The organism is Lactobacillus juensis (genome assembly GCF_036246285.1).
Taxonomy (GTDB): domain Bacteria; phylum Bacillota; class Bacilli; order Lactobacillales; family Lactobacillaceae; genus Lactobacillus; species Lactobacillus juensis.
Window position 1 is genome coordinate 16,946 of record NZ_BTTS01000001.1, and the last position, 16,276, is coordinate 33,221.

General features: G+C 35.7%; 15 protein-coding genes. 9 read left to right on the plus strand and 6 right to left on the minus strand.

Going from position 1 to position 16,276, the window contains the following annotated elements:
• Positions 1-14 precede the first annotated feature (14 nt).
• From AAA926_RS00115 to fba, 3 genes are all read left to right on the plus strand, one after another.
• Positions 15-662, plus strand: coding sequence for a L,D-transpeptidase (locus AAA926_RS00115; protein WP_198178780.1), 648 nt, complete (start codon positions 15-17; stop codon positions 660-662).
• A 255-nt stretch (positions 663-917) separates the two neighbouring features.
• Positions 918-2,603: an arginine--tRNA ligase gene (gene argS / locus AAA926_RS00120; protein ID WP_198178781.1), complete on the plus strand. Its 1,686-nt coding sequence runs from the start codon at positions 918-920 to the stop codon at positions 2,601-2,603.
• Positions 2,604-2,700: 97 nt separating this feature from the next.
• Positions 2,701-3,615: a class II fructose-1,6-bisphosphate aldolase gene (fba, locus tag AAA926_RS00125; RefSeq protein ID WP_198178782.1), complete on the plus strand. Its 915-nt coding sequence runs from the start codon at positions 2,701-2,703 to the stop codon at positions 3,613-3,615.
• Between the two features lie 55 nt (positions 3,616-3,670).
• On the opposite strand, the gene AAA926_RS00130 is transcribed toward fba, so the two are convergent.
• Positions 3,671-4,240: a histidine phosphatase family protein gene (locus AAA926_RS00130; protein ID WP_198178783.1), complete on the minus strand. Its 570-nt coding sequence runs from the start codon at positions 4,238-4,240 to the stop codon at positions 3,671-3,673.
• Between the two features lie 129 nt (positions 4,241-4,369).
• Here AAA926_RS00130 and AAA926_RS00135 point away from each other — a divergent pair, with 129 nt between their 5' ends.
• Together AAA926_RS00135 and AAA926_RS00140 are read left to right on the plus strand one after the other, a co-directional pair.
• Positions 4,370-5,233, plus strand: coding sequence for an aldo/keto reductase (locus AAA926_RS00135; protein WP_198178784.1), 864 nt, complete (start codon positions 4,370-4,372; stop codon positions 5,231-5,233).
• Positions 5,234-5,475: 242 nt separating this feature from the next.
• Complete coding sequence (locus AAA926_RS00140) at positions 5,476-6,207, plus strand: alpha/beta hydrolase family protein (protein ID WP_198178785.1); 732 nt, start codon at positions 5,476-5,478, stop codon at positions 6,205-6,207.
• Between the two features lie 75 nt (positions 6,208-6,282).
• Here AAA926_RS00140 and AAA926_RS00145 read toward each other — a convergent pair whose 3' ends face one another.
• Positions 6,283-7,650 carry a serine hydrolase domain-containing protein gene (locus AAA926_RS00145; protein ID WP_338211643.1) on the minus strand — a complete coding sequence of 456 codons (1,368 nt, stop codon included), beginning with the start codon at positions 7,648-7,650 and terminating at the stop codon, positions 6,283-6,285.
• Between the two features lie 180 nt (positions 7,651-7,830).
• On the opposite strand from AAA926_RS00145, the gene AAA926_RS00150 reads away from it, so the two are divergent.
• Both AAA926_RS00150 and AAA926_RS00155 read left to right on the plus strand, forming a co-directional pair.
• Positions 7,831-9,597: an oligopeptide ABC transporter substrate-binding protein gene (locus AAA926_RS00150; protein ID WP_338211644.1), complete on the plus strand. Its 1,767-nt coding sequence runs from the start codon at positions 7,831-7,833 to the stop codon at positions 9,595-9,597.
• Between the two features lie 20 nt (positions 9,598-9,617).
• Positions 9,618-10,532 carry a proline-specific peptidase family protein gene (locus AAA926_RS00155; RefSeq protein ID WP_265892430.1) on the plus strand — a complete coding sequence of 305 codons (915 nt, stop codon included), beginning with the start codon at positions 9,618-9,620 and terminating at the stop codon, positions 10,530-10,532.
• A gap of 107 nt (positions 10,533-10,639) precedes the next feature.
• On the opposite strand, the gene AAA926_RS00160 is transcribed toward AAA926_RS00155, so the two are convergent.
• The 3 genes from AAA926_RS00160 to AAA926_RS00170 are packed head-to-tail and all read right to left on the minus strand — an operon-like array spanning position 10,640 to position 13,143.
• Positions 10,640-11,461 (minus strand): PTS system mannose/fructose/sorbose family transporter subunit IID, encoded by an 822-nt coding sequence (locus AAA926_RS00160; protein WP_338211646.1) that lies wholly within the window; start codon positions 11,459-11,461, stop codon positions 10,640-10,642.
• A complete protein-coding gene (locus tag AAA926_RS00165; protein ID WP_338211647.1) occupies positions 11,436-12,230 on the minus strand; it encodes a PTS mannose/fructose/sorbose/N-acetylgalactosamine transporter subunit IIC in 795 nt (264 codons plus the stop codon). The genes AAA926_RS00160 and AAA926_RS00165 overlap by 26 nt, the downstream gene beginning before the upstream one ends.
• 1 nt (position 12,231) lies before the next feature.
• Positions 12,232-13,143, minus strand: coding sequence for a PTS sugar transporter subunit IIAB (locus tag AAA926_RS00170; protein WP_338211648.1), 912 nt, complete (start codon positions 13,141-13,143; stop codon positions 12,232-12,234).
• A gap of 176 nt (positions 13,144-13,319) precedes the next feature.
• Between AAA926_RS00170 and AAA926_RS00175 the strand changes: the two genes are divergently transcribed.
• Both AAA926_RS00175 and AAA926_RS00180 read left to right on the plus strand, forming a co-directional pair.
• Entirely contained in the window at positions 13,320-14,564 is a 1,245-nt protein-coding gene (locus AAA926_RS00175) for an alpha-L-fucosidase (RefSeq protein ID WP_338211649.1), read from the plus strand.
• Positions 14,565-14,578: 14 nt separating this feature from the next.
• A complete protein-coding gene (locus tag AAA926_RS00180) occupies positions 14,579-15,295 on the plus strand; it encodes a GntR family transcriptional regulator (protein ID WP_338211650.1) in 717 nt (238 codons plus the stop codon).
• A 31-nt stretch (positions 15,296-15,326) separates the two neighbouring features.
• On the opposite strand, the gene AAA926_RS00185 is transcribed toward AAA926_RS00180, so the two are convergent.
• Positions 15,327-16,211 (minus strand): RluA family pseudouridine synthase, encoded by an 885-nt coding sequence (locus AAA926_RS00185; protein ID WP_338211651.1) that lies wholly within the window; start codon positions 16,209-16,211, stop codon positions 15,327-15,329.
• Positions 16,212-16,276 lie beyond the last annotated feature (65 nt).

Consider the following 16,276-nt stretch of genomic DNA (forward strand, 5'->3'; position numbering starts at 1 on the left):
AGAAGAATAATTTTATGAAAAATAGTTTGTTAAAAACCCTTACTGCTTTTTGTGTTTTATTAATTTGTGCAATCAGTTTAGCGCGGGTTTCTATGCCTTCTCAGCAAAAAGAAGTGAATAAAACTAAAGATGCTAGAAAAACAGCTGTTATTAAAACAGCTGCTTCATACCGCCCATATCGAGATCCAAAAGATTTGCGCGCTCCTTTTAATTGGAAAAAGCCAAGTGAGACAATGCCTTATCCTAAAATTAAGCATCTCGAAAATGACTTAACAATTAGAGTCTCCCTCAAGGGTAATAGAGTTTACATCTTGCGGGGTAATAAACGAGTGTACACCATGCTGGCAAGTGCTGGTTTGTTTAAAAAAGGCAAGTCATTGACACCAACAGGAAATTATAAAATTAAAAATGGTCGTGGTGACTCTTTTTATAATCCTGAATTAAATGAAGGTGCTAATAACTGGACTAGCTGGGATCAAGAAAATGTTTATCTTTTCCATTCTGTTCCTACGAAAGGTAATGGCAAATACAATATTAAAGAGGCTGAAAAGCTAGGCGTCAAGCCTGCCTCTCATGGCTGTATCAGATTAAGCGTACCTGATTCACGCTGGTTGGCTGAAAATATTCCAGTAGGTACCAAAGTAATTATCAAAAATAACTAAAAAATTTGGCTCAGCTTTCATTTCCTGTTATAATCATTTGATGAAAGTGGTTAGAAGTAGTAAACATTTTTTCAAAAAAGCGAGCTTGAGTTGGTGTAAGTCAGGCTGAAGAAATGGATGAAAGCGTGTCTAACTAAAAATTTAGCAAATTTAATAAGCGGATACTTTGTATCAAATAGAGTGGTACCGCGGGTTATAACTCGTCTCTTCTTCAAATAATGAGGAAGAGACTTTTTTTGGCATTTAGGAGGAAAAATGGATTTTAAAGATAAGGTAGTTGACTTAATCGCTAGTCAGGTTGACCTTCCCAAAGATCAAATCAATTCATTAATTGAAAGACCAAAAAATGAAAAAATGGGTGACTATGCTTTTCCAGCCTTTGCATTGGCAAAAGTGCTGCATCAAAATCCTGTAGTTATTGCGCAAAATATTGCAGACAAACTAAAAAGCAGCGATTTTGCTTTAATTAAAGCTGTTGGACCCTACGTTAATTTTTCTATTAATCATAGCAAGTTGATTTCACAAACTCTCGCAGAAATCTTGCAACAAAAAGAACATTATGGTGACCAAAAATTGGGAGAGGGGAATGTTCCTATTGATATGTCTAGCCCCAACATTGCAAAACCAATGTCGATGGGGCACTTAAGGTCAACAGTAATTGGCAATTCAATTGCCAAGACCCTGCAAAAAGTTGGTTACACACCAATTAAAATCAACTATTTAGGTGATTACGGCACACAATTTGGTAAATTAATAGCGGCCTACAAGCACTGGGGTGTGGAAGAAGACGTTAAAAAAGACCCGATCATGAATTTATTTAAATATTACGTCAAGTTCCATAAAGAAGCTGAAAAGCACCCTGAGCTTGAAGATGAAGGTCGCGCGTGGTTTAAGAAATTAGAAGAGGGTGATCCAGAAGCAGTTAAATTATGGCAATGGTTCCGGGATGTTTCCTTGGCTGATTTCAACCGTATTTACAAAGAATTGGGTGTCACTTTTGATTCGTATAAAGGTGAGGCTTTCTTTAACGATAAAATGCAACCCGTAATTGATGAGCTGAAAGAAAAAGGACTTTTGCATGAGTCTCGTGGTGCACAAGTGGTTGACATGGGTGAAGATGAAAATCCAGCTTTGATTGTTAAATCAGATGGTACTAGCATCTACTTGACACGTGATCTGGCAGCTGCGATTTATCGTATGAAGACTTATCATTTTGTCAAAATGCTTTACGTAGTTGGTAATGAGCAGGCTCAGCACTTTGTGGAATTAAAAACTGTTTTGAAAAAAATGGGTTATGATTGGGCTGACGAGATTTACCATGTTCCTTTTGGCTTGATTACTCAAAATGGTAAAAAGCTATCTACTAGAAAAGGCAATGTGGTTTTTCTTGATCAAGTTTTACAAGATGCCGTTAAACTAGCACAAAAACAAATTGAAGAGAAGAATCCTGATTTGGCCAATAAAGATCAAGTTGCTCATGACGTTGGTGTTGGTGCAGTTATTTTTCATGATTTAAAGAATGAAAGAACCGAAAACTTTGACTTTGACCTGGATGAAGTTGTCCGTTTTGAAGGTGACACTGGTCCATATGTGCAGTATACAAATGCACGGGCTCAAAGTGTTTTGCGCAAGGCTGCTGCTCAAGGTCACGAACCGCAATTAACAGATATAAATATTGATGATGATTGGTCCTTTGGCGTTGCCAAGTCTTTAGCAGATTTCCCACGGATTATTGCACGCAGTAGTGCTAAATTCGAACCATCTGTTATTGCAAAGTATGCTCTTGATTTAGCAAAGAAGTTTAATAAATATTATGCTAATGTCAAAGTTTTAGTTGAAGATGATCAAATAGGCTCTCGGTTAGCACTAGTCCAAGCAACTTCAATCGTTTTAACCGAGGGTTTGCGACTTTTGGGTGTCAATGCTCCTAAAGAAATGTAAAAATTTTAAATAATAACGTTTACATCAAATAAAAGATTGTTCAATGTTTAATTAATACGATACAATATGACTGTAAGTTTAATAGGAGGTATATTTAATGGCATATTTAGATAATGGTAATCAAATCTTTAGAGATGCTCGTAAAAACCATTATGCAGTAGGTGCTTATAACACTAACAACTTGGAATGGACACGTGCAATTTTGCAAGCAGCTGAGGAAACAAGAACCCCAGTTTTAATTCAGGTGTCAATGGGTGCGGCTAAGTATATGGGTGGCTATAAAGTTGCCAAGGACTTAGTTGAAGACGAAATTGATGCAATGGATATCTCTGTTCCAGTTGTATTGAACTTAGATCATGGTAGCTTTGAAGCTGCTAAAGAATGTATTGCTCTTGGTTATTCATCAGTTATGTTTGATGGACATGCTTTACCAACTGAAGAGAACTTAGCTCAAACTAAGGAAATTGTTAAGTTAGCCCATGAACGCGGTATTTCAGTTGAGGCCGAAATCGGTAAAATTGGTGAAAATCAAGGCGCTGACGGCGGTGAACTTGCATCTGTCGAAGATGCAAAGACTTTCGTAGCCGCAGGTGTTGACAAACTTGCTTGTGGTATTGGTAATATCCATGGTGTTTACCCAGAAGGCTGGAAAGGCTTAAACTTTGATCGTTTGAAGGAAATTGCTGATGCAGTTTCTGTTCCATTGGTATTACACGGTGGTTCAGGTATTCCTGAAGACCAAGTTAAGAAGGCTATTTCTCTTGGAATTTCTAAAGTTAACATTAACACTGAATTCCAATTAGCTTTCCAAGCTGCTACTCGTAAGTACTTTGAAGCCCACAAGGATGAAGACAAGGACAACAAGGGTTACGATCCTCGTAAGCTTCTTCTTCCGGGTACAGAAGCAATTACAGCTTCAATGAAGGAAATGATCACTTGGCTTGGTACCCCATCAATTGATGACAAGATTAAGTCAGCTGGTTTTGACAAGAGTTCATTGAATTTAGAATAAATTGAAAATTATGTAAAAGGGAGATCAACTTTTTAGGCTGATCTCCCTTTTTGTTTTAGCAGCTAGGATTAAATATTGACTGCAAATGAAAAATGCCATCGTCATATTCGTACTTTAAGACTGCACAATTTTTAATGTGATCTTTGCGTTTAAACGTATTATATTTTTCCCATTTCCTATAAAAATTAGCTATAGCACCACCATGGGAAACGATTAAAATTTGTTTATGAGAGGAAGCTTCTGCAATATCTGTAATCGCTTTATTGATTCTTGCGACTACCTGTTTTTGAGATTCGCCACCAAATTGAACAAAAAAGTCGTTATAAGGTAGTGGCGGATTTAAGTGTTCACCTTCTCCTTCGTATGCGCCGAAATTCCACTCACGTAAATCTTTATGCGTTTCAAAAGGTAGATCGGTCACTATTTTTAAAGTATCTATTGCCCTTTCAGAAGTTGAACAATGCGCCTCTTCTAGATTGATTTTCTCATGTTCAAAATATTCTTTTTTCGTTGCTTTTGCTTGTTTAATTCCTAATGAAGTTAAAGGTGAATCACAAAATCCCTGGATCTTATGTTGGACATTAAACAAAGTTTGTCCGTGACGCATTAGATAAATATATTTCATATTTTTACCTTCTTTGATATATGTACATTTAATTGTAAACAAAAAGATCATAAAAATCTAAATGAAATAAATTGACTTAAAGTCCAATTTAAGCGTTATACTCAAGAAAAGAAGTATGGAGGGATAAACATGATTTTTGAAGAAACATTTACACTTAATAATGGGGTAAAAATCCCTAAACTAGCATTAGGAACCTGGAAAATTCCAGATACCGAAGTGGCTTCACCAGTCGCAACCGCCTTAAAGATGGGATATCGGCATCTTGATACTGCTCAAGCCTACCATAACGAAAGAGGAGTGGGTCAGGGCATCAAAGATTCTGGTATTAGCCGTGACCAGATTTTTGTTAACTCAAAAGTAGAGGCCGAAATTAAAGACTATCAAAAAGCTAAAAAATCTATTGATGAAACCCTTGCTCGCATGGATTTGGATTATTTAGACATGATGATTATTCATAATCCTCAACCCTGGAATGAAGTTAACCAGTCAGACGATCGCCATTTTGAAGGCAATCTTGAAACTTGGCGCGCTTTAGAAGATGCTATGAGAGAAGGGAAATTACGCGCAATTGGCGTTTCCAGTTTTCAGCCGGAAGATTTGCAGAATTTAATTGACAATAGTGATGTTAAACCAATGGTAAATCAAATTTTGTGTCATATTGGTGCAACACCAAAAAAGTTGATTGATTTTTGTCAAGAACATGACATTGTAGTGGAGTCATTTTCGCCAGTTGCTCATGGTGAGGCTTTAACGAATACCACTATTAAGAGTATGGCAAAAAAATATCACGTTTCAGTTGCCCAGTTATGTATTCGCTATGATTGGCAGCTTAATACAGTGGTTTTACCAAAGTCAGTCAATCCAAAACACATGAAGCAAAATGCAGAATTGAACTTTGAAATAAGTGATGTTGACATGGCTAATTTGGAAGAAATTAATAGTTTTAATTATGGGTCTTCTAGTCATTTTCCTGTATTTGGTGGAAAAAGATAAAATTATATGAGGGTATAGATCCTTGGCGAGCAGATAAAATCTAGCTAAAAACTAAATTGTTACATAAAAAGTTGTAGACTTTTTATATACAATTCAACACTCAATATATTGTATTGGTGTACAAACGTAAAGTTAACAGTATAATGTATCTTGTAACGGATGAATAATAATATATTTTTGAGGTGATATTAAAATTGCGCGAAGAAATAAAATTTTTAAAATGTGTTGATCATGAGGTGCCAATGCAAATTGATCTTCCAGATGAACGTGGCAAATTTCCGGCCGTTTTAATGATTCATGGCTTCATGTCTTCTAAGAACAATGATAATCATATGTTAGCCAGAATTAGCAAAAAAATTGTAGAAGCCGGAATCGTTACGGCAAGAATTGACTTATGCAGCATGGGTGAAAACCTTTATTCAAGAGAAAATTATGGCATGAAAGTAATGACTGATGAGGTTAAAGCGAGTTTTAAATATTTGCAGTCTTTACCATATGTTGAAGAAAATAATGTTGGACTTTTAGGTCATAGCCTTGGTGGACGTTTAGCGTTTACTTGTTCGACCTTACCTGCAAAGATTATAGTTTCTTTAAATGGCGCTATTAATACATCTGAGCCTCTTGAAATGACCTATGATAAATTTGAAATGGCTAATTTAGGTTACTGCATTGTTCATACTAGTAGCGGCGGTGTTGAACTGGTTTACCGCAGATTCTTTGATGAGTTGCAGACAACTTTGAATGACAACATTAAAAACTTTAAAAATCCGATTTTAGTTGAAGTATGTACCAGCGATCCTACTTTGGATCCAAATATCAGTTTGAATTTTATTAAAAACTGTCACATGGATAACGTAGATTCGTTTACCGTTGAAAATGCGAACCATACTTACAATGTTGAAACTGGTGATTTTACCAAACTTAATGAAGTTATTAGTAAAGTCGTTCCTTGGATTAATTCACACATCAAATAAAAACCAGCTTAATTAAAGCCGGTTTTATAAATATTATTTTGAGCTTAGCTTTAATCATAAAAGCTAAGTTTTTTATTATAACTTTGTAAAGGTAGTTGCTTCTTTAAGTGCACGCTCTGTCCAAAGCAAAACTTGATTTTGATGAATTTCAATTGGTAAAAGCTCATGCTGATATAATCTTTCTTCCACAAACATTTTACCTTGTTCATTAACAATAACTGGGTAATCCCATTTGCCAATTGTAACTGTTAAATTACCATCTTTTTCATTTAGCGTAATCAAGCCGTAACCTGGGTTTTGGTAATCACCCAAAAGGTTATCCTTAGCCGCAACATTTTGGGGTGAATTTCCTTTAAGTTCAGCAATTTTTGCTTCTCGTGTTGCTGCTTTTTGATCAACAATCTGTTTGATTTTACTTGTCCAATCAGTATCTGAAATGCCCATAGCTTCATCAATGGTCTGGTAGGCTAAAGCGAATATTGCATCTGTTGAATCCATGTTTGTGGTTGAAACGAATGCTAAATCAAGATCTGGAACAAAGCCCATGAAAGAGCAGTAGCCAATGTATGAACCACTGTGGTAGAAGTATTTATGTCCGCGGTAGTCTTCCATCATCATGCCTAAACCATAAGCGCCAAAATTAGCGCCACCGTATGCACGACTTGGAGGCATGATAGATTGAGGCAAAAAGTGTTCAGCCATGGCATTGCCTTGGTTTTCTTTTTGCAATTTTAACTGGTATTTGGCCCAAGTGAGCAAATCCGAAATACTTGCGAGCATACTGCTGGCTCCGCCAACTTTACCTGGTGCAATAAAGGGAACTTCTTTAGTGACTTCATTGTCCCTGATATAAGGCTTAACTATTTTCTCTCTTGGTGCTTCATGGTGGTTAATATAAGTGTTTTTTAAGTTAAGTGGTTCTAGTAAGTGTTGGCGTTCATAAGTACCATACTCTGCACCAATTGCTTGTTCAAAAGCATAAGTGGCTAATGCAAAAACTAGGTTACTGTATTGCATTTTATAACGCAGTTCATGGTTGGGTTTTAAATACCCCACGTGCTCTGCTTTTTCTTTTAAAGAAAGGTCATGCTTATTCATATTAGTAAAGCGCATCAGATCGTGAGCTGGTAAGCCACTTTGATGACTAAGAGCATCCCGCCATGTTAAATGGTCTTCGGCATACTTATCTTCAAGTTTAAGTTCAGGCCAGTATTTTTTTAAAGGATCATCTAAATTTATTTTACCTGCATCAGCTAATTGACAAACAGCAGTAGCAAAAAATGTTTTGGAAATTGATGCTAAAGGATAAAGATTATCCTGTTCAGCTTGACCAAAAACGTGGCTGTAGCTTTCTCCTTTACGATAAACACCAATTCCTAAACTGGGTAAATTAAAAGTAGCAATAGCTTTTTGAGCTAAATCGGCAATTTTTTGCTTGTTCATATTCACTTTCTAACTCTTTCTATATTTTTTTCCATAATAAAATTATACAGAAGCACTTGCTATTTTACACTAAATAAAAATCTTTTTAAATGCTCCTTTAAAATATATGATGATACTATTTGACATAAATGGCAAATTTATTAATAATATGAGTAAAACATAATGAAATGAGTGATTTTTATGAAAAAAAGAAGTAAGCTTGCTTCTGCTGGCATTTTGAGTCTAGCCGCTCTAACACTGGCAGCCTGTGGTAAAAGTGCTAACAGCAGTGATGACACTAAGACAGTAAAAAAGTTTCCTGTTGAAACTCCTGAAAAGAATGTGAAAAATGGTGGAACTGTGAAAGTTGCAGTTGTCACTGATACTCCATTTTCAGGTATTTTTTCACAAGAACTTTCATCTGAAGATGTAGACTCTATGGTTGCAGCTCCCGGTCAAGAGACTCTATTTGATAGTGATGATCAGTATGGTGTCACTGATAAAGGGCCAGCCACACGTAAATTAGACCCTAAGAAAAAGACGATCACTATCAATATTAAAAAGGGCGTTAGATGGTCTGACGGTAAACAGGTCGTTGCCAAAGATTTCGAATATGCGTATGAGATTTTAGCTAACAAAGATACAGCTTGTCCGCGGTATAGCAGTCAGTTTGAAGTCATAAAGGGCTTAAAAGAATATCACGAAGGTAAAGCTAAAACTATCTCCGGCATTGAAATGCCTGATGGAGAAAATGGCCGTAAAATTGTTTTGCATTGCTCAGCTTTAAATCCAAGTATGTCAAATGCAGGCAGTCGTTCACTTTGGGAAGCAGTTGAACCCTATCATTATTTGAAAGATATTCCTTTTGCAAAGTTAAAATCTTCTGATAGGATCAGGAAAAATCCGTTATTTTTCGGACCGTTTAAGATTGAAAAACTAGTTAGAGGACAATCTGCAACTTGGGTACCGAACAAATATTATTGGCGAGGGAAACCAAAATTAGATAAAGTTGTTATTTCTGTGGTATCTCCTAATTCTGCTTCTCAAGCAATAAAAAGTCATAAATTTGACATTATTCCTGTAATTAATACTCAGTGGCCACAAGTTAAAAATACTAAAAATGTGAACTTTATTGCCCAAATTCCAATCGCATATCATTATTTGGGTTTTAAAGTAGGAAAATGGGATGCTGACAAGAGCAAGAATGTTATGAATCCTAATGCTAAGATGAATAATAAGGCTTTAAGGCAGGCAATAGGTTATGCCATGAATGTTGATGCGGTTAATAAGCGTTATACATATGGTTTAACGTTTAGGGTAAAAACTTTGGTTCCAGAAAAGTTTGGTGACTACTTTGATAAAACTGAAAAAGGATATAATTACAACTTAAAAAAGGCAAATCAGATTCTGGATAAAGCGGGTTACAAGAAGAAAGGAAAGTGGCGCGTTCAGCCAAATGGCAAACCTTTGGTAATTCATTTTGCAGCTATGAGTGGAGATACTACTCAGGAGCCAATTGTGCAAAATTACTTGCAACAATGGCACAAAGTTGGACTTAATGTCCAATTAGCCACGGGGCGTTTAATTGAACACAATTCTTTCTATGATAAATTGCAACATGATAATAAAGGCGTCGACATGTATCTGGCCGGTTGGTCAACACCTACTGAACCTTCGCCACACCCATATTATAGTGAATCAGCGCCGTTTAACATGACCAGATTTGTAACTGCAAAAAACAATCAGCTTTTGGATGAAATAAATTCACAAAAGGCTTTTAATCATGATTATCGGGTAAAAAAATTTCATGAATGGCAAAGATATATGAATGAGGAAGCTTATGTTATCCCAGTTGATAATTCCTATCAGATCTTTGCCGTTAATAACAAGATTTCCGGCTATTCGCTTAAGCCGTCAAAACAAAACAATAATCATCCTTTATGGAATGAAGTAGGTTTTACTAAATAGAAAGAAGCTGTAAATTTTTAATGAGAACTGGAACAAAAATTATAACTTTAGATAATGGCTATCATTTGTGGACAAGTACCCAAGGTGAAGGTGATATTCATTTATTGGCACTTCATGGAGGTCCAGGAGGAAATCACGAATATTGGGAAGACGCTGCCGATCAATTAGCAAAGCAGGGGCTACATGTTCAAGTTACTATGTATGATCAATTAGGCTCTCTTTATTCAGATCAACCGGATTATGATGATCCTGAAATTGCGGCCAAATACTTAACTTATGAATACTTTCTCGACGAAGTTGATGAGGTTCGCGCTAAGCTTGGTCTTGATAATTGCTACTTGATTGGACAAAGTTGGGGTGGCTTGCTTGCACAAGAATATGCGGTGAAATATGGTCAACACTTAAAAGGAACTATTATTTCTTCCATGGTTGATGATACTGATGACTATATTGAGTCAATTAATCGTCGCAGACAAGAAATTTTCCCACAATCAGAAATTGACTTTATGCGTGCATGTGAAGAAAACAATGACTATGACAATAAACGCTACCAAGAGGATATTCAAATATTAAATATTAACTTTCTTGATCGGCGACAGCCATGCAAGCTATATCATATTAAGCGTATCGGTGGTTTGCCTGTTTACCATGCCTTTCAAGGTGATAATGAATTTGTAGTAACAGGCAAATTAAAAGATTGGCATTTTAGAAAGTACTTAAAGCAAATAAAAATGCCGACCCTTTTGACTTTTGGTGAAGAAGATACCATGCCTTTAGAGACTGCAAAGATTATGCAACGTGAAATTCCTAATTCACGCTTAGTTACTACACCGAATGCAGGACATCACCATATGGTTGATAATCCTGATGTTTACTATAAGCATGTAGCTGATTTTATCCGTGAAGTAGAAGCTGGTACTTTCGTGGGTGATTAACTGCTTGTACAAACGATGAAATAAATGTAGTTAAACAAAAAAACGTGAGTCGATTGATTCACGTTTTTAACTTTTTGTTTAACTTCTACCTATCTTTTGGCTCATTTTTATTTACCAATTATTCCGAGGCCACCTAAAATAATTCCGACTATTAAAACTGTAATAATTAGTTTTGTTGAAGTCATTTTCTTCTTGCCGAGAAGCCAATAGCATACCACAACTAATAACACTGGAACAAGGGACGGCATAATTTGGTCTAAAATTGTTTGTGCTTTTAAAATAACCCTTCCTGATTTAAAGACTATTGGTACATTTGCATTAACAACTGTTGGAATCAAGGCTCCCACAACTGTTACTCCAAGCAAAATGGCTGCATCAGTTAGTCTGTTTAATTTATTACCTGCTGCATAAATTAATTTTTCACCTTGCGAATACCCCAAAGGAAGGAATGTAAAACGTAAAAAAAGAACAATAAAGTTTACTATTAGCCAAATGATTGCACCTATTGGGTTTCCTTTTAACCCCATATATGCGCCAATTGAACCGAAAATTGTTGGTAGAATGACGCCGAAAATTGTATCGCCAACGCCAGCAAATGAACCCATTAAACCAGCTTTTAAACCAGCAATTGCTTCTTCGGCTTTTCGACCTTCTTTTTCTTCAATTGCCATGTCCATACCAATTATAAAGCCACCAACATATGCATTCGTGTTAAAGAACTGGTTATGAAGTTTCATAATTGAAACTCGATCATTTTTTTCAGGATATAATTTTTGGATTGTTGGTAACATTGTGTAAAGATATCCTGTTGACATCATTCGTTCATAGTTCCAACAGATTTGACTACTCCACAACCAACGCCAGTTTGCGCGGAATAAATCTTTTTTAGTTAATTTTTTGATGTCAGTCTTCGTATTCACCGAGTTCATTTTCATGTCCTCCTTCAGTTTGAGTAGATGGTGTTTCATTAGTTTCACTTTGTTTGTAATAGATTATTGCCATAGCGACACCGATAATTGCAACACCTAGTATTGGAACTTTGATGTATGCTGCTAAAAAGAATCCAATGAATAGGTATGCGATGAAACGCTTTGTAGGTAAAAATCTAAGCAGGATTGCAATTCCGACTATTGGTAAAATTCCTCCAGCTGCTGATAAGCCAGCGGTTAACCAATGAGGCATAGAGTTAACTACGACTTGAATTGTGTTTTTTCCAACTAATAACATTAAAAGTACAGGCAATGCACGTGATAATCCCCAAGGAAACATCCCGTAAATAATGTTATGGGCAACGCCTTTTTCATTATCTTCTTCTATCATCTTGTCTACTCGATGTAAAAAGAATGTATTAGTGAAACGGGCCAGAACATCTAGTTGAACCATTAAAAGACCGACAGGAACTGCTAGACCAATTGCAAAGCTAACACCTTTGTTACTCATAACTGCATAGGCAGTACCGACAATAGCCCCAGTCATGAAGTCTGGCATGCTGGCGCCACCATAAGTACCAACACCTAGCACCATTAACTGAAGCGTTGCTCCCACAACTAAACCTGTTTTTATATCACCCATAATAAGTCCAGCTACAAGACCAATTAAAAGCGGATAATTACATAATATTGCAACTGTCAGTTGGTCAATAATCATCCAAAAAGCAAGTGCTGTTAATAGTAAAATTTGCCACCATGTGATTGCCATTTTAGTTCTCCTTCTGATTTAACATTGAAATAAATGGCTCTTGTTTATCGTTTGGAACCATTTGATGATAAAATTCAATTCCTTTTTCTGCCATCTGATTAAAGATAGCAGTGTCTTCGTCAGTAACAGCAACACTTTTAGCAACTTGACGCGCTCCCTGAGACATTGACATGTTACCAACATTTATCACCGGAAGCTTAACTCCAGCAGATAATAGCTGTGCCAAGATTTGCGGCTTTTTAACGAGTAAAAGAACTCTTTGACCATTGTATTGTCCACTATTGATTCGTTCTGCAGCTCCCTTAGATGTAAGAATACTTAAGTGAACCCCAGCTGGAACAGCTGTTTTTAATGTTGCCTTTTGCACCTTACTGGTAACGATTTGATCGTCAACGACCATGATTCTTGTTATATTAAGACTTCTAGTCCACATAGTAGCAACTTGACCATGAATTAAGCGCGAATCAATTCTTACATTGACTAGGGGGTTACCAGTGTTTACAGGAGCAGTTTCTTTATTTGGCGCTGCGGGCTGCTTTTTAGGTTTCTTTTTGATGTTTGACGCCATTAATTCAATCGTTTGACTGATTGCCTCTTCGGCAGGAGTTCCTGTTGCCAGTGATAAGGTCAACATAAGGGAAAGACCGGAATATAGTTTGACCTCAGGATGTTCTGCAATAAAAGTACTTGCTGCGTTTGCTGGTGTACCATTTGGAATATCAACAATAATTACGACTTCCTCAGCAGAATCTTGCCTGTTCTGATAAATATCTTCATAGCATTTGACGACATTATCAATGCCCATCGGATCTTTAAAAGAAACTGTTGCGAAATTAGTTAATTTGCCTGTAATCATTTCACAGCTCTTAAGCGTTTGTTTTGCATAGTCACCATGACTTGCTAAGATATACATATAAAAATCACTCTCCTTTAACTTAATGCGTTAACTTGGCTACGAGATAAATACTAATTCTAAATGAAAGCAATTGCAATAGCTTAGTAACAATATTTTATAAAAAGAAGTTATGGACTTTTATATTCCTTAGTGTTTAACTTAATGTGTTAAATATTGAAATGGGAGGAATAAATATGGTAGAAGCTTTGACTAGAATCAAACAATATGAAGACTTGGGGTTAGGCTTATTTATTCATTGGGGATTATATTCGCAATTAGAAGTCGGAGAGTGGACAGAATATATCCATCATCGAGATAAAGCAGAGTATGAACACTTAATTAACAATTTTTCTGCTAAAGATTTTGTTGCAGAGCAAATTGTTCTGTCTGCTAAAAAAATGGGTGCTAAGTATATTGTTTTAACAACTAAGCACCACGAAGGCTTTTTCTTGTATGATACCCAAGGACTATCTGAGTTTGATGCAATGCACAGTCCTGCCCATAGAGACTTGATTCGAGAATTTATTGATGCTTGCCATAAACTTAATGTTCAACCTTTTTTATACATGGCGACATATGATTGGCATAGTAATCTGTACCAATCTAACTTCAATAAGTATTTAGATTATCTATTAAAATCCGTTGAAATTTTGTGCAAGAATTACGGCTCAATTGGAGGGTTTTGGTTTGATGGTGATTGGAATAAAAAAGAGGCTGATTGGAAATTAGATCGTTTATATGGAACAATCAGAAAATATCAGCCTAACGCAATAATTGTTAACAATACAGGTTTAAAAAACAGAGGAAAGATAAGTAATCCTGAAATTGATGTTGTGACATATGAGCGAAAAACGCCAGATCAAGTTAATCATGGTTTCCAAGATAAATATGTTGCTGGGGAAGCCTCAGTAACAATGAATAAACATTGGGGCTATGCAAGAGATGACTTAAACTTCAAATCTACAAAAGAGCTAATTGAAAATATTGTTCATGCACGTGGTATTGGAGCCAACATTTTACTTAATATTGGATTAACAGGAACAGGACAAATCCCATTAATGAATCAGGCCATTATGGAACAAATAGGTAAATGGACGAAGATGGCTGGCAAAAGCATATATACGGCACGACCTTCTACTGAAATCAGGGCAAGTGGAAATGATAAAGATATCGCCCTTGTAGATGGAAAAAATTTATATTTGTTCTTACATGATTTAGAAATTGTTGGTAATGATAATGTGGTTTTAGGCGGAGAGGGTATTAATTTACGGTCATTTAGTGGTATATTCAAACAGATAGAAAAAATAACTTGGCTGGATGATGGAAAGGAGCTTCCCTTTATGCATGATGTTGCTAGAGGCACCCTTACTGTAGACATAGGTGGATATACTTACGGTACAGATTGGTGTGTAAGAATAGCTAAGGTTTACTTCAAATGAAGTTGGTGAAATAAATGTCAAAATATCAAGATATTGTCTTAAAATTGGTTGAAAGGTTAGATCATGGTTGGTTAAATCCAGGCGATCGTTTTTATAGTGAAGCAGAAATTAGTCAGATTTATCATGTTAGCTCTACTACTGCGGTAAAAGTTTTAAATACTCTAGAACAGCAAAATAAGGTAACTCGTATCCAAGGAAGCGGTACTTTTGTAGCAAAAGAAGCACATAAACAAGTGGCGATGCTTACAGATTTAAATTTAGCTGAGGGACAAACCGAAAGTGTTAAGGTTCTTTTAGCTAAAATCGGTACCGAAAAAGAAGTATTACGGAAACTTCATCTTAAAGCAATTAACAATTATCTTGAAGTAAGGCGTTTGCGGTATATTGGAAAAAAGATAAGTCAATATTCGATTAGCTATCTAAATCCAAATTATTTAAATATTGACCATGTGGATAATTTGTCATCATTTAATTCAATCTACCAAAAAGTTAGAGATGATTCAAAAATTGATCCTTTTGAATTACCATTTAAGCAAAAAAACTGTGCTAAAACTGTTACAAATAAAGAAATTTTGAAGTATTTTACCCAAAAACCAACTCAACTCTTTATTTATCAGGAACGTGAGACTTATTTACCATTAGTTTCTGGTGAATTACTTGAATATGCAATTAGCTATAAGCTACCTGAATATTGGGGTTATGAGGCAACAGCAACAGCTTATCGTCAGTAAGTTAAATCTAAATCAATTAGAAAGAACTAAATCAAAATGATTTAGTTCTTTCTTTAAGCAAAGGTATTTTTTTGTCTAGTAATTTGACATTTATTTTATCTAATGTGAAAGGCTTTTGTAGTGAAATTTGGTAAGCAGTTAGGTGCAAAAATTGTTCATTTTTAAAGTTGGGGTTATACAGTGGATCTCCTACAATTGGGCAGTCAATCGCAGCCAAATGAACCCGAATTTGGTGCGTCCTTCCTGTTTCTAGTTCTAATTTAACTAAAGCAGTATTATTGTCTAAATACCTTAAAATCTGATAATGTGTGATTGACTTTTGACCGTTACTTATTATCTTGCGTTTGCGCTGATCAAGTGGGTCATGGCCAATTGGCAAATCGATTGTTCCTCTGTTGGCTATTGGCTTATTAACATTAATCACAGCTAAATATTCGCGGTGAAAAATTTTGGCTGTTAATTCCCGGTTTAAAATAGGGACAACGGCAGGATTTTTGGCTACCAATAGCAGACCACTGGTTAGCATATCTAGTCGATGTACAATAAAAGGGGAAAATCCTAAATAGGTAGCACAATCATTCAGAGCTGTATCAGTTTCCATTAAATTCGGGTGCGTTTTTTGCCCTGCAGGTTTATTTATAATTAAAAGACTGTCATCTTCGTAAATAACTTCCGGATTTTTACCACTAGCTGGATAATTATGCTGCTTACTTTCAACGTGATTGAGCAAAAGTTCAACTTTATCATTTGGCTTTACATTTTGATTAAAATGATAATATTTACCGTTAATCTGTACTTTTCGTTCGACACGTAAAAAGTGACGCCATTTTCTCGGAATGAGTAATTGACGTAATAAATCATTTACAGAACACGGATTGAGATTTTGAGGAAAGTTAAAGGTAAAATAATAGCTCATAAATATTTGTTAAATCTTTTTGAAAATAAAGGTAAATTCCTTTAATATGATACAATTTTAGTTGT

Coding starts and splice junctions, on each gene's coding strand:
- AAA926_RS00170 (WP_338211648.1), bottom strand. CDS start 13,143: ATGTATATCTTAGCAAGTCATGGTGACTATGCAAAACAAACGCTTAAG.
- AAA926_RS00135 (WP_198178784.1), top strand. CDS start 4,370: ATGATTTTTGAAGAAACATTTACACTTAATAATGGGGTAAAAATCCCT.
- AAA926_RS00185 (WP_338211651.1), bottom strand. CDS start 16,211: ATGAGCTATTATTTTACCTTTAACTTTCCTCAAAATCTCAATCCGTGT.
- argS (WP_198178781.1), top strand. CDS start 918: ATGGATTTTAAAGATAAGGTAGTTGACTTAATCGCTAGTCAGGTTGAC.
- AAA926_RS00165 (WP_338211647.1), bottom strand. CDS start 12,230: ATGGCAATCACATGGTGGCAAATTTTACTATTAACAGCACTTGCTTTT.
- AAA926_RS00130 (WP_198178783.1), bottom strand. CDS start 4,240: ATGAAATATATTTATCTAATGCGTCACGGACAAACTTTGTTTAATGTC.
- AAA926_RS00180 (WP_338211650.1), top strand. CDS start 14,579: ATGTCAAAATATCAAGATATTGTCTTAAAATTGGTTGAAAGGTTAGAT.
- AAA926_RS00175 (WP_338211649.1), top strand. CDS start 13,320: ATGGTAGAAGCTTTGACTAGAATCAAACAATATGAAGACTTGGGGTTA.
- AAA926_RS00140 (WP_198178785.1), top strand. CDS start 5,476: ATGCAAATTGATCTTCCAGATGAACGTGGCAAATTTCCGGCCGTTTTA.
- AAA926_RS00150 (WP_338211644.1), top strand. CDS start 7,831: ATGAAAAAAAGAAGTAAGCTTGCTTCTGCTGGCATTTTGAGTCTAGCC.
- AAA926_RS00155 (WP_265892430.1), top strand. CDS start 9,618: ATGAGAACTGGAACAAAAATTATAACTTTAGATAATGGCTATCATTTG.
- fba (WP_198178782.1), top strand. CDS start 2,701: ATGGCATATTTAGATAATGGTAATCAAATCTTTAGAGATGCTCGTAAA.
- AAA926_RS00115 (WP_198178780.1), top strand. CDS start 15: ATGAAAAATAGTTTGTTAAAAACCCTTACTGCTTTTTGTGTTTTATTA.
- AAA926_RS00160 (WP_338211646.1), bottom strand. CDS start 11,461: ATGAACTCGGTGAATACGAAGACTGACATCAAAAAATTAACTAAAAAA.
- AAA926_RS00145 (WP_338211643.1), bottom strand. CDS start 7,650: ATGAACAAGCAAAAAATTGCCGATTTAGCTCAAAAAGCTATTGCTACT.